Raw genomic sequence first — 12745 nt, forward strand, 5'->3', positions numbered from 1 at the left:
GCGCCGCAGACGCATCGAGAAACTGATCATCCTCAACGGCCGAGGCACCCCTCTCGGGGCGTGAACACCTGAGCGCGCGGGCGGATCAACGCTCCCCGCGACACGTGTCATGGGCCCCCATCTCACCCCCGACATCGACATCCGCCCCTCAGGAGGTGGCGACCATCAACCGACCCAGGCAACCGACGCCGGTCCGGCGTCCGATTTGGGGCCGCGTGCTCGCCCTCACGGTCGCGTTCGCGCTCGGCGCGATCGTCGCCGGCGGGGTGGTGTTCGTAGTGACCCGGCCGAGCTCGATCGAGCAGATGGCCGACCAGATCCGCGCCGAGTCCGCCCTCCGGGACAAGACGCAGATCAAGACCCTGACGGAGCTGGCCCGCACCACGCGGGACCGGCTCCTTCCCGTACTGGAAGGCCTGAACCGGGTCATGCCCGCGGACGGCACGGCCGGCCCCGCCGCGGTCACCTCCGGCGACGTCGCGAGCTGGCGGAAGACGGCGGACGCCGCCGTCGAGAGCTTCGCCGACCCGCCGTCCGGAGAGACCGCCACCAACGTGGCGAGGTCGAGCCTCACCTCCGCCGTGCGGCAGCTCGCCACCGCCGTCGACACCTACGCGACCGCGCGGGAGCTCACCGGGCCGGCTCACGAGACCGTGCTGGACCTCGCCGCACGGCAACGCGCCGACGCGCTGTTCACCTGGTCGATCGGAGCCACCGCCCTCGACGCCGTGAACATCGACGCGGGCTACGGACATCAGCACGTGTTCCTGCCGGCCGCGCCCGGCGACGGGGTGCTCACCCCCGACTCCGAACCCGAGGGAAACCACAACGAGCACGAAGGGCACCACGACTCGTGAACAAGGCATTGCGCTACACCATCGCCCTCCTGTTGGCAGGGCTCGCCCTGATGCTCGGCGCGCCTGCGGCCTCCGCCCACGGCGGGCCGATCAAACTGGAGGTGACCGGGGACGGCGCGGACAACGTCAACGTCCTGGTCACCTACAAGGAGGACGACCACCCCGTCACGGCGATCGTCATGGCGACGCTGGTCGCCAAGTCCACCGACGGCCGCTCCTTCGGACCGGTGCCGCTCAGGTCGGCGCCCGAGGGCCAGAACCTCTACCACGCCGCCGAACCGCTGCCGGCCGGCGAGTGGAAGGTCACCGTGAAGGCGACCGAGCCCTCCAAGGCGAGCAAGACGGTGAAGGTGAAGGCAGGAGTGGTCGCGGCCGCCCCCCAGCCGGCGACGACCACGCTCGCACCGGACAAGGCGGCGGCGACCGGCCCCGCGCCCGACCAGGCCGCGACCGGCGCCTCCGGGACGGGCAAGACGGTGGACAGGGCGGCGACCGCGTCCGCGCAAGAGGCGGACGATTCGACGCCGCTCAAGATCGGCCTCATCGCTTTCGCGGCGGTTGTCGCCGTCGCGGCCTGGATCGTCCTCGCCCGTCGCAAGAACCTGTACAGCCGGCGCTGAGTGCGGCGCGATCCACGACCCGGCCCCTGCCGGAGGCGAGGCCGCGCCCGCTGCCACCGCCATCGCGCACGCGGCGACGCACCGCCGCCGGCCGCCCGTACGGCACCTCGAACGGGCGGCCGGCGGACCCCGCCCGGCCGGCGGAGGCGGGGTATGGCCGTCCGAGCGCCCTGACGGCCCGGAGGGGAAGGGCCCGGGGGAAAGGCGCCGCAGGGGAAGCACGGGAGGGGGGATCCCGGCGGGCGTTCGGACGGCCTGGGTACGCTCCGGCCGGTCAGGCACCGGCCGTCGCGAAGATCAGGAATCTGCTCGCTCCAGCGTCATCACTCGGCTCTCCGTCACCGGCCTCGGCCACCACGCCGCCCAGCGTGTCGGAAACAGGCCGATGCGAGAATGAGAAGTCGGCTCCTCGCGCGCCGCTCACCTGTCAGCCGGCCTCGGCCACCCGTATCGACCGGGGGACGGGAACCGCCGTCGCGGAGACGGGGACCACGCGGCGCGGGCCGCTCAGGAAGCGGCCGGGGTGAAGACGCCGAAGAGGTTGCCGGACGTGTCGTGGAGGTAGGCGAAGTCGGGGCCGCCCTCGATGCCCACGACCTGGCTGAGCACCTTCCCTCCCAGTGCCTCCACCTTCCGGCAGGTCTCGGCCACGTCCTGCACGAGCACGGTGAAGACGGCGTGGCCGGGCATGTCGCCACGGGTGCCGAACACGCCGCCACGCAGCTCGTCGTCACCGTCATAGCTGATGAGCCGGTAGTCCATGCCCACGGCGGCCGAGTCCTCGGCGGTCCGGAACCGCCAGCCGAACAGGTCGCCGTAGAACCGCTGGACGCCATCGGGGTCGTCGCTCGCGATCTCGAACCAGGCGACCGTGTTGACGGCGGGGGCGGCGGGAGTGGTCATCGTCGGTCTCTTTCTCTGTTGCCTTCTGGGGGGATCAATCTCCTGTGCGACGGCAGCGGCGGGCGGGCGTGACGAGCGGGGAAGGCGCTCGATCGACCGTGGCCGGTCCGTCGTCGCATGAGTAGAGTCTCCCGACCTTCGGCGACACCCCCCTGTCGGTGTTTCCAGAAATTCACGAACATCTTTTCGAATCACCGGTCAATCGAGCACCGGCGTCCGCGCGATCATGTCGGGCACGCCCGCGTCGAACGCCTCCAAGGGCCGGCCGGGCACCGGATCTTCGGTGAGGACGGCCTCGGCGATCCGGTCGAGCCGGAAGACGCGGACGGCGTCGCGCAGCCGGCACCAGGCCACCAGGTACCACCACCCGCTCCGCCCGCCGACGAACGCCCCGGGCTCCACACTTCTGGTGGTCAGCACGCCCTGCGCGTCGCCGTAGTGGATGCGTAAGACGACGCCCTTGAGCAGGGCCTCCTCGATGACCCTGCCGATCGACCCGGTGTATCGGGACTCCGGCTTGTCCTCGGTGAGGATCTGCACCCGGGCGGCCAGTTGCCGGGCCCGCTCCCCCTCGGGGCCGGGCATGGCGGCGACGAGTTTGCGCAGCGCGCTGCGCGCCTCGTCGGCGAAGGGCTGCTGTTCTGTGCGGCTGAGAGCGATCGCCACCGCCACGGCCTCGGCGGGGGTGAAGTTGAGCGGGGGCAGGGACATGCTCTTGTCCAGCGCGTACCCTCCCCTGCGCCCGACCTCCGCGTAGATCGGCACGCCGGCCTGCTGCAGCGCGGAGATGTCCCGCTCGATGGTCCGCGAGCTCACCTCGAAGCGCAGGGCGAGCTCACGCGCGGACCGGCAGCGCGGGGAGATCGCCCGCAGGTCCTCGACGATCGCGTAGAGCCGGTCGGTACGGTTCACGCCGCAGAGGGTAGGCCACCCCACCGACATTTCTCGCTGACGCGTTCGACTACCGCACATCGACGCACGTCAGCACGGACATCCGAGCGGCGCCCGTTCAGCCGGCTCAGCCGCCGACGGCCTCGGCGAGCTCGGCCAGGCGGTCGCGCCCCGGCTCGGGGAAGCGCTCGTCCATGACCTCGGCCCACGAGATCCGGTCGAGCCGGAAGACGCGCACGTCGTCGCGCAGCCGGCACCAGGCCACCAGATACCAGTGCCCGCCGCGGCCACCGAGGCAGATGCTGGGCTCGACGTCCCTGACGGTGGGCACGCCCTTGCTGTTGACGTACTCCAGGCGCAGCACGTGCCGCCCGCGCAGCGCCCTGTCGATGGCGCGCTTCACGGCGTCGGGGCCCGCGAGCGCGTACCCACCCTGGTCGAGCCGGATCGGGACACCGGCCTCCCGGAGTTTCGCGACGTCGCGCACGACGGTGCTCTTGCTGACCCCGAGGCGCGAGGCGAGCTCGCGGGCCGACAGGCATCCGCCGGATTCCAGCTCCTTCACCAGCGCGTCGCGGCGTTTCATGATTCGACGCTACGTCGATCAGTCCGGCGAAACCCGCCCAACACACCTCACTCGGACGCCACAGCACTATCACCCCAAGTCTGCAGTAGTCCCCCAGGGACGGGTGTTGCGGATGCGCTCGGGCGGTATGCCGCACAGGGCCGTGCGCTCGCACCCGAACCGCTGCCAGTCGAGCTGGCCGGGCGCGTGAGCGTCGGAGTCGATCGCGAACTCGCAGCCCATCTCGTACGCCAGCCGCATCAGGCGCTTGGGCGGGTCGAGCCGGTCGGGCCGGGAGTTGATCTCCACCGCGACCCCGAACCGCCGGCACGCCTCGAAGACGATCTCGGCGTCGAACCGCGACTCCGGCCGCCCCCGTCCGCGTACGACGCGGCCGGTGCAGTGCCCGAGTACGTCCACGTGGGGGTCGGCCACCGCCGTGACCATCCGCCGGGTCATGTCCGCGGCGTCCATCCGCAGCAGCGAGTGGACGCTCGCCACAACGACGTCGAGCCGTTCGAGCAGCTCTGGCTCCTGGTCGAGCGAGCCGTCGGTGTTGATGTCCACCTCGATGCCGGTCAGGACGCGGAACGGCGGGCCGCCGTCCCCCGCGTACCGCTCGTTGAGTTCGGCGACCACGTCGAGCTGCCGCCGCAGCCGGTCGGCGGACAGGCCGCGCGCGACCGTCAGCCGGGGCGAGTGGTCGGTCAGCGCCAGGTACTCGTGACCGAGCGAGCGGGCGGCGTCGGCCATCTCCTCGATGGGCGATCCGCCGTCCGACCAGTCGGAGTGGCTGTGGAAGTCGCCGCGCAGCGCCGAGCGCAGCGCCTGCGCGGCCTCGTCGAGGTCGACGTCCTTGGTGTCCTCGAGCCGCCGCAGGTAGGTGGGCACGGCGCCGTCCAGCGCCTCGGTGATGGCCAGGGCCGTGACCTTGCCGATGCCCCGCATGTCGGTCAGGCCACCGGTGCGCGCGAGCCGCACCAGTTCCTCCCGGGGCAGGCCCTCGATCGCGGCGGCGGCGCCCCGGAAGGCGCGCACGCGGTAGGTCGGCTCGCCGGCCCGTTCCAGCAGGAAGGCGATGCGCTTCAGCGCCTCGACGGGATCCACATCCGGCACGCTACCCGCCGTACGGAGTCTCAGCCGGGCGGACATAACAGACTCGTCAGGAACCCCGCACCAGCCTGTCCCGTTCGTCCAACCAGACGATAATGTGTGCCGATCTCGACAGCAGGAGCCCGATTGGCAGAACCCGGGGAGAGCCCCCCACCGAAGACGACGCCACCCGACGGCTCCTCCCTGCCCACCCATCCCATGGCCATGGGCACGCCGCGGCCGGAGACGCCGCCGCCGTCGAGCGGCATCAAGTCCTCCACGGCGATCAAGCTCGGCACCCTGGGCGTGCTGTCCGTCCTCGTCGTCGGCTTCTGCGCGGCGCAGGACGACTACGAGGAGGTCGGCGCGGACTGCGTGGACACCTCGACACTCAACCCGGACGGGTCGTACGTGGTCGTCGACGACGACTACTGCGACGACGACGGCCACAGCCACTACTCCGGCTCGCACGGCGCGTACCGCTGGTATTACGGCGGCACCCGCAGCGGCGGCCGGGTCTACCGCGGCACGACGGTCAAACCGGCCGACGCCCAGATCACGACCCGGTCGGGGCGGGTCGTGCAGCGGGGCGGCTTCGGCTTCCACTCCGGCGGCGGCGGCTGAGCACGTGCGCAGGCTGACCTCGGCGCCCAGGGAGAACTGGGCCGCCCTCATCGAGTCGCAGGGGCTCGCGTTCCACCGCTCCGCCCACCCCGAGGGCCTCACCCGGCCCTACTGGGACGAGAGCGTCCACTACGTCTTCACGATGGAGGAGGTCCTCGCCCTGGAGGAGCAGGTCGAGGAACTCCACCGGATGTGCCTGGCCGCGGCCGACCACATCGTGGCCTCCGGCCGGTTCGCCGACCTCGGCATCCCGCCGCACTGCCGCGCGGCCGTCGCGGAGTCGTGGCGGCGGCGCGACCCGCACGTCTTCGGCCGGTTCGACCTGCGCTACGACGGCACGGGACCGGCCAAGCTGCTGGAGTACAACGCCGACACCCCGACCAGCCTGGTCGAGAGCTCCGTCGTGCAGTGGTTCTGGCTGAAGGACGTGTATCCCGAAGACGACCAGTGGAACTCGATCCACGAGCGGCTCGTCGACCGCTGGAAGTCCCTCACGCTCCAGACGGGCCCGGCCCACTTCGCGTGGACCAGCGCCGACGAGACGGGCGAGGAGGCGATGACCATCGGCTACCTCCAGGAGACCGCGGAGCAGGCCGGGCTCGTCACGGCGGCGATCGCCATGGAGGACATCGGCTGGGACGCGCTCAACAGGCGGTTCGTCGACATGGAGCACCGGGTCGTCCGCACGCTGTGCAAGCTGTACCCCTGGGAGTGGATCGTCGCCGAGCCGTTCGCGCCGCACGCGCTCGCGCAGCAGATCTCGATGACGTGGATCGAGCCGCTGTGGAAGATGCTGCTGTCCAACAAGGCCCTGCTGGCGATCCTATGGGAGCTCTACCCGGGCCACCCGAACCTGCTGCCCGCCTACCTCGACGGTCCCCGGGAGCTGGCCGGCGGACCCGGCTACGTGCGCAAGCCGCTGCTCGGCCGCGAGGGCGCGTCGATGCGGATCGCCGCACCGGGCGTCGAGGTGGAGACCGAGGGCGACTACGGCACCGAGGGCTTCGTCTACCAGGAGTTCCTGCCGCTGCCGGACTTCGACGGCTGGCGTCCGGTGCTCGGGGCGTGGATGGTCGACGACGAGTCGGCCGGGCTCGGCATCCGGGAGACCTCCGGCCTCGTCACCGACGACACGTCCTCTTTCGTCCCCCACCGCATCCACGGCTGAAAGCGAAGGCCCCCGTGAACACCACAACCTCCATCGCCGACGTGCTCACACACGGCGCCCTGGCGATCCTCGCGTACGCCATCCTGGGCGTGCTGCTGCTCGTCGCCGGGTTCTACGTCGTGGACCTGGCGACGCCCGGGCGCCTCAGCAAGATCATCCGTACCGATCGCAATCCCAACGCCACGGTGCTGGCCGCCTCCAGCGTCGCCGGCGTCGGGCTCGTCGTGGCGGCCTCCATCTGGTCGTCGGGCGGCGCGCTGCGCGAGGGGCTGCTCGCGACGCTCGTGTTCGGCCTGGTGGGCATCGCCGTGCAGACGCTCGGCATGGTGGCCTTCGACAAGGTCGCCGGCATCTCGGTGCGTGAGCTCGTCCGGGAGACCACGCTGCAGCCCGCCGCCGTCCTCCTCGGCGTGACGCACTTCTTCATCGGCCTCATCACGGCCGTCGCCGTCATCTGAGCCGTCTACACCGGGGGACGACCCCCGGACCCCCGCAAACGCCGGTCAGACGATCCTCGCTCCGCTGCGGGTCATCCGACCCGTCGACACCGGGGGACGACCCCCGGACCCCCGCAAGCGCCGGTCAGACGATCCTCGCTCCGCTGCGGGTCATCTGCCTCGTCTCGTGCCGGTGAAAGATTCATCGGCACGCGGGAGGAGGCCCAGGTGGGAGCATCGAGGGTCCCAGCGGGGAATTTCCGGGGATACGCGCGTATAGACCGTTCCCGCCCGAAGGGCCTACTCTCCTCCTCGTGATCACGGGGACCGCGACGTCCGGGCAACCGGCGGAGGAGCCGCCCCGGGAAGGCAGCGACCCCGACACCCTGGAGGCAGCCGCCGTGGACGAAACGGCCGTCGCGGAGCCAGGAGACACCGCAGGCACCCGGGCAGCCGGCGAGGCGGAGCCCGGAGACACAGCCGGCGCCACGGCTCCCGCCGAACCGGAGGAACGGCCGGGCGGCGAGGCGGACCCGCGCCCCGCCCCGCGGTTCTGGAGGTCGAACCGCCATGTGATCGCGCTGTCCGTGCTCTGCGCGCTGTCGGCGGCCCTGAACTGGACCCTTTCCCTGCTCAGGTTCGCCCACTTCCAGGTGAGCACCTACGACCTGGTCATCTTCGACCAGGCGGTGCGCGGATACTCGCACTTCTCGGCGCCCACGGTGCCGCTGCGCGGGGTCACCGGCGGCCTCGGCATGGACTACATCCAGCTCGCCGACCACTTCTCGCCGATCCTGGCCGTGCTGGCGCCCCTCTACTGGCTGCACGACGGGCCCGAGACGCTGCTCGTGACGCAGGCCGTGCTGTTCGCCCTGGCCATCCCGTTCGTGTGGATGTTCACCCGCCGCGTGCTGGGCACGCCGCACGCCTACCTCGTCTCCGTGGCGTACGCCATCTCCTGGCCGATCGCGCAGGCGACGGCGGTGGAGTTCCACGAGGTGGCCTTCGTGCCGCTGCTGAGCGCGATCGCCGTCGAACGGCTGCACGCCGGGCGGCGGCTGCCCGGCCTGCTCGCGGTGCTCGGCCTGCTGCTCACCAAGGAGGACCTGGGCCTCATGGTGGCGGGCCTCGGCGTCTGGCTGTTCCTCACCGGGCAGCGCAGGCTCGGCGCCGGGCTGGTCTTCACCGGGGTGGCCGCGTTCGAGGTGGTGCGCAAGTTCGTGATCCCCCTGGCGGGCGGCAACCCGGCGTACTACACGCGCTACTCGAAGCTCGGCGAGGACCTGCCGCAGATGCTGTGGAGCGCCGTCACGCGCCCGCACGAGTTCGTGGCCATGCTCTTCGACGACCACTCGAAGTGGGACACCTGGGGCCTGCTGCTGTGGCCGGCGCTGTTCCTGTGCCTGCTGTCCCCGCTGTTCCTGGCGGCGCTGCCGCTGATCCTGGAGCGGCTGCTGGCCGACTCCGACAACTGGTGGTCGACCGGCTGGCACTACGACGCGTTCGTGATCGTGATCCTGCTGATGGCCGGGGTGGACGGCGCCGCCCGGCTCATCCGGTGGCTGGAGCGGCGCGGGGTGCCGCGCCCCGGGCACGGACTGCGGCTCGCCTACGCCGCCGCGGTCTTCGCGGTCGCGGTCACCACGGTCCCCTACCGGCCGTTCGACAACCTGATGAGCCCGGACTTCTACCATCCCGACCCGCGTACGGAGGCCCGGGAGCAGGCCATGAGCATGGTCCCCGACGGCGTGGTGGTGGAGGCGACCGACGACTTCGGCGCGCGGCTGTCCGGCCGGACGACCGTGCTGTGGTGGGACTACCAGAAGCGGGGCACGCCCTGGATCGTGGCCTCGGTCAACAACGACCTGCGCGGCGTGGTGGACAGCTACCTGAACGAGGGCTACGAGCTGCGTCTCGACCGGGACGACATCGTCGTGCTGCACCGCATCGGCTCCTGAGGCCGCCGACCGCCGTTCCGACCTGCGGCGACAGCGTCCACACCCCCGTACGGCACGATCACCGGGATGACCTGGCACGCTAGAGGGCGTGAGCGAGCGGGGCGCGTGGAACGGCGGACAGGTGCGTGCGGACGGGCAGGGCGACGACGTCGTCCGGATGGCCGGAGACGGTGTGCCGATGAGCGACAAGATCCGGGAGGACACGGCGCGGCGGCTCGACCGGGCCATGGGCAGCCTCGGGACGGCCGCGATGGCCAGGATGGAGGAGCGGCTGGCCTGGTATCGCGCGCTGTCTGCGGAGGACAGGTCGTGGGTCGGCCTGGTGGCGCAGGCCGGCATCGCGGCGTTCGTGGAGTGGTTCGGCCACGCGGGCGAGGGGCGGCCGACGCCGAGCATCGAGTTCTTCGGCACCGCGCCGCGCGAGCTCAAGCGCAGCGTGTCGCTCCAGCAGACGGTCGACCTCGTCCGCATCGTCGTCGAGGTCGTCGAGGCCCAGGTCGAGGAGCTGGCCGCGCCCGGCGGCGCGGAACTGCTGCGGCACGCGATGCTGCGCTACACGCGCGACGTCGCCTTTGCCGCCGCCCAGGTGTACGCCAGGGAGGCCGAGGCGCGCGGCTCGTGGGACGCCCGGCTGGAGGCGCTGATCGTGGACGCGCTGGTGCGCGGCCAGGTCGACGACGGGCTGCACTCGTGGGCCGCCGCGCTCGGCTGGACCTCCGCGCCGGTCGTCGTCTTCGCCGGGTACGCCCCAGACGAGGACCCGCAGAGCGTCATCGACGGGCTGCGCGACAAGGGGCGGCGCCTCGGCCACGAGCTGCTCGCCGGGGTGCAGGGCGACCGGCTCATCGTCATCGTGGGCGGCGCGGACGGCGTCAAGGACGCGGCGCGCGGCGTGGTGGCGCGCTTCGGCCCCGGGCCCGTCGTGATCGGGCCGGAGGTGCCCGACCTGCACGCGGCGGCCAGGTCGGCCCGCGCCGCCATCGCAGGCCTGCGCGCCGCAGCCGGCTGGCCCGACGCCCCGCGCCCGGTGCTCGCCGAGGACCTGCTGGCCGAGCGCGCACTGGACGGTGACGAGGACGCCCGGGCCCAGCTGGTGGAGAACGTCTACAAGCCGCTCGCCGGGACCCCGCTGCTCGACACGCTCGCGACGTACCTGGAGCAGGGGACCTCCCTCGAGGCGACGGCCCGGCTGCTGTTCGTCCATCCCAACACCGTGCGGTACCGTCTACGTAAGATCACGGAACTGACCGGGTACCAGCCCACGGAGGGGCGGTCCGCATTCACCCTCCAAGTGGGTCTCATACTCGGGCGCCTGTCCGTAACCTGAGCCGGGTGCCTTAATCTTCTCGACACCGAAACTGTAGGTACCCCACAACGCGGCGGCCACAAAGTTCGTTCGGATCTCCATCAGTGTGGTGAACCTCTACAGGGCAGGGTTGAGTACGTGCTCGTCATCGTCGCTCCGGGCCAAGGCGCCCAAACCCCAGGATTCCTCAGTCCGTGGCTCGAGATCCCCGAGTTCCGCGACCGAATCTCCGCGTGGTCGGAGATCGTGGAGCTCGATCTCGTGACGTACGGGACGACCGCCGGCGCCGACGAGATCCGCGACACCGCCGTGGCCCAGCCCCTGCTCGTGGCGGCCGCTCTGGCGTCGTTCGAGACGCTCGGGGTCCGGCCGGACATGGTCGCGGGGCACAGTGTGGGCGAGCTCGCCGCCGCCGCGATCGCCGGGGTGCTGACCCCCGAGCAGGCCCTCGTCCTGGTGCGCGAGCGCGGCCGGGCCATGGCCAAGGCCGCCGCCGTCACCGAGACCGGCATGAGCGCGGTGCTCGGCGGCGCGGAGGAGGACGTCCTCGCCGCGATCGACAAGCACGGGCTGACCCCTGCCAACATGAACGGCGCGGGCCAGATCGTCGCGGGCGGCACCCGGGCGCAACTGGAGGCCTTCGCGGCCGAGCCGCCGGAGAAGGCGCGGGTGCGCCCCCTGGCGGTCGCCGGAGCCTTCCACACCGTCCACATGGCCCCCGCCGTCGACCACCTGCGCGCCGAGGCCGCGGCCCTCACCCCCGCGGACCCGTCGGTCACGCTGCTGTCCAACGCCGACGGCGCGGCCGTCGCCGGAGGAGGCGAGTTCCTGGACCGGCTGGTGAACCAGGTGGCCAACCCGGTCCGGTGGGACGCCTGCATGGCGACGATGGCCGAGCGGGGCGTCACCGCCATGATCGAGCTGCTGCCCGGCGGCACGCTGACGGGCCTGGCCCGGCGGGCCCTGCCCGGCGTGAAGACCGTGGCGCTCAAGACCCCTGACGACCTGGACACCGCCCGGGAGGTGCTGAAGTGAGGCTCGGTCAAGGCGCCCCCGCGGCGAGGATCCTCGCCTTCGGCGGCTACCAGCCCGCCCAGGTCGTGACCAACGACGACCTCGCCGCCCGGCTCGACACCAACGACGAGTGGATCCAGAGCCGCGTCGGCATCAAGGAACGCCGCATGGCGGGCCCGCAGGAGTCGGAGATCGACCTCGCGGTGCAGGCGGGCGGCAAGGCCCTGGCGGCCAGCGGCCTGTCCAGCGACGACATCGACCTGGTGATCGTGGCGACCTGCACGATCGAGGCCCCGATTCCCAACGCCGCCGGCCGCGTCGCCCACCGGCTCGGCATCGACGCCCCCGGCGCGTACGACATCAACGCCGCCTGCGCCGGGTTCTGCTACGCGCTGGCCGCCGCCTCCGACGCGGTGCGGTCGGGCTCGGCGACCAACGTGCTGGTCGTCGGCAGCGAGAAGCTCAGCCAGTGGGTCGACGGCGAAGACCGGTCGACCGCTGTGATCTTCGCCGACGGCGCGGGCGCCGCGGTCGTGGGCCCCTCCGACCGGCCGGGCATCGGCCCGGTGGCCTGGGGCAGCGCCGGCGACAAGGCCGACGCGATCATGATCAAGGACCGCCGGTCCTTCCTCTACCAGGAAGGCCAGACGGTGTTCCGCTGGGCCACCACCGCGCTTCACCCGGTGGCCAAGCTCGCCTGCGAGCGTGCGGGCGTGGACCCCGCCGACCTGGCCGCCTTCGTCCCACACCAGGCGAACCTGCGGATCGTCGAGGCCATCGCGCGCAAGCTGGGCGCCGACAACGCCGTCGTCGCCAGGGACATCGTGCTCGCCGGCAACACCTCCGCCGCGTCGATCCCGCTCGCGCTCTCGCGCATGATCGAGCGCGGCGAGGTCCAGTCGGGCGGCCTGGCCCTGCTGCTGGGCTTCGGCGCCGGCCTCACCTACGCCTCCCAGGTGATCGAGATCCCCTGAGGAACGTGTACGGCCTGCCGTACACAGCTGGGGCAACCCAGGAAACCCGGAAGACAGTAAATCCAAGGAGTAGTCGCGACATGGCACTGACCGAGCAGGAGATCCTCGCGGGCCTCGGCAAGATCATCAACGAGATCACCGGCATTTCGGCCGACGAGGTCACGCCGGAGAAGAGCTTCGTGGACGACCTGGACATCGACTCGCTCTCCATGGTCGAGATCGCCGTCGCGGCCCAGGACGAGTTCGGCGTCGAGATCCCCGACGACCAGCTCAAGCACCTGAAGACCGTCAAGGACGTCATCAACTTCATCCAGGCCTAAGTACGACGGCCGCGCG

General features: G+C 71.6%; 14 protein-coding genes. 10 read left to right on the forward strand and 4 right to left on the reverse strand.

Annotated elements, in window-relative coordinates; translation table 11 throughout:
* Positions 1 to 215 precede the first annotated feature (215 nt).
* Both Msi02_RS13725 and Msi02_RS13730 read left to right on the forward strand, forming a co-directional pair.
* Positions 216 to 857, forward strand: a complete 642-nt coding sequence (locus Msi02_RS13725) for a hypothetical protein (protein ID WP_204048726.1) — start codon at positions 216 to 218, stop codon at positions 855 to 857.
* Entirely contained in the window at positions 854 to 1477 is a 624-nt protein-coding gene (locus tag Msi02_RS13730; protein WP_204048727.1) for a hypothetical protein, read from the forward strand. Before Msi02_RS13725 ends, Msi02_RS13730 begins: the two co-directional genes overlap by 4 nt.
* 507 nt (positions 1478 to 1984) lie before the next feature.
* Here the strand turns inward: Msi02_RS13730 and Msi02_RS13735 are convergent.
* The 4 genes from Msi02_RS13735 to Msi02_RS13750 all read right to left on the reverse strand — a co-directional run bounded on the left by Msi02_RS13735 (position 1985) and on the right by Msi02_RS13750 (position 4943).
* Entirely contained in the window at positions 1985 to 2380 is a 396-nt protein-coding gene (locus Msi02_RS13735; RefSeq protein WP_204048728.1) for a VOC family protein, read from the reverse strand.
* A 198-nt stretch (positions 2381 to 2578) separates the two neighbouring features.
* Entirely contained in the window at positions 2579 to 3292 is a 714-nt protein-coding gene (locus tag Msi02_RS13740; protein WP_079320947.1) for a helix-turn-helix transcriptional regulator, read from the reverse strand.
* Positions 3293 to 3398: 106 nt separating this feature from the next.
* Positions 3399 to 3857, reverse strand: a complete 459-nt coding sequence (locus Msi02_RS13745; RefSeq protein WP_079320946.1) for a helix-turn-helix transcriptional regulator — start codon at positions 3855 to 3857, stop codon at positions 3399 to 3401.
* 69 nt (positions 3858 to 3926) lie between these two features.
* Positions 3927 to 4943 carry a PHP domain-containing protein gene (locus Msi02_RS13750; RefSeq protein WP_204048729.1) on the reverse strand — a complete coding sequence of 339 codons (1017 nt, stop codon included), beginning with the start codon at positions 4941 to 4943 and terminating at the stop codon, positions 3927 to 3929.
* A gap of 132 nt (positions 4944 to 5075) precedes the next feature.
* Here Msi02_RS13750 and Msi02_RS13755 point away from each other — a divergent pair, with 132 nt between their 5' ends.
* The 8 genes from Msi02_RS13755 to Msi02_RS13790 all read left to right on the forward strand — a co-directional run bounded on the left by Msi02_RS13755 (position 5076) and on the right by Msi02_RS13790 (position 12729).
* Positions 5076 to 5552, forward strand: a complete 477-nt coding sequence (locus Msi02_RS13755) for a hypothetical protein (RefSeq protein WP_239108391.1) — start codon at positions 5076 to 5078, stop codon at positions 5550 to 5552.
* Between the two features lie 4 nt (positions 5553 to 5556).
* On the forward strand, positions 5557 to 6720 hold the full coding sequence (locus Msi02_RS13760; RefSeq protein WP_204048730.1) for a glutathionylspermidine synthase family protein: 1164 nt from the start codon (positions 5557 to 5559) through the stop codon (positions 6718 to 6720).
* 14 nt (positions 6721 to 6734) lie between these two features.
* Positions 6735 to 7178 (forward strand): DUF350 domain-containing protein, encoded by a 444-nt coding sequence (locus Msi02_RS13765; protein WP_204048731.1) that lies wholly within the window; start codon positions 6735 to 6737, stop codon positions 7176 to 7178.
* A 293-nt stretch (positions 7179 to 7471) separates the two neighbouring features.
* A complete protein-coding gene (locus Msi02_RS13770) occupies positions 7472 to 9115 on the forward strand; it encodes a DUF2079 domain-containing protein (RefSeq protein WP_204048732.1) in 1644 nt (547 codons plus the stop codon).
* Between the two features lie 157 nt (positions 9116 to 9272).
* Positions 9273 to 10442: a PucR family transcriptional regulator gene (locus Msi02_RS13775; RefSeq protein WP_239108413.1), complete on the forward strand. Its 1170-nt coding sequence runs from the start codon at positions 9273 to 9275 to the stop codon at positions 10440 to 10442.
* 117 nt (positions 10443 to 10559) lie between these two features.
* Positions 10560 to 11456 (forward strand): ACP S-malonyltransferase, encoded by an 897-nt coding sequence (locus tag Msi02_RS13780; RefSeq protein ID WP_204048733.1) that lies wholly within the window; start codon positions 10560 to 10562, stop codon positions 11454 to 11456.
* On the forward strand, positions 11453 to 12409 hold the full coding sequence (locus Msi02_RS13785) for a beta-ketoacyl-ACP synthase III (RefSeq protein ID WP_204048734.1): 957 nt from the start codon (positions 11453 to 11455) through the stop codon (positions 12407 to 12409). The genes Msi02_RS13780 and Msi02_RS13785 overlap by 4 nt, the downstream gene beginning before the upstream one ends.
* An 80-nt stretch (positions 12410 to 12489) precedes the next feature.
* Complete coding sequence (locus tag Msi02_RS13790; protein WP_079320816.1) at positions 12490 to 12729, forward strand: acyl carrier protein; 240 nt, start codon at positions 12490 to 12492, stop codon at positions 12727 to 12729.
* The last annotated feature ends 16 nt before the right edge of the window (positions 12730 to 12745 follow it).

It is taken from the genome of Microbispora siamensis (genome assembly GCF_016863095.1).
GTDB classification, from domain to species: domain Bacteria; phylum Actinomycetota; class Actinomycetes; order Streptosporangiales; family Streptosporangiaceae; genus Microbispora; species Microbispora siamensis.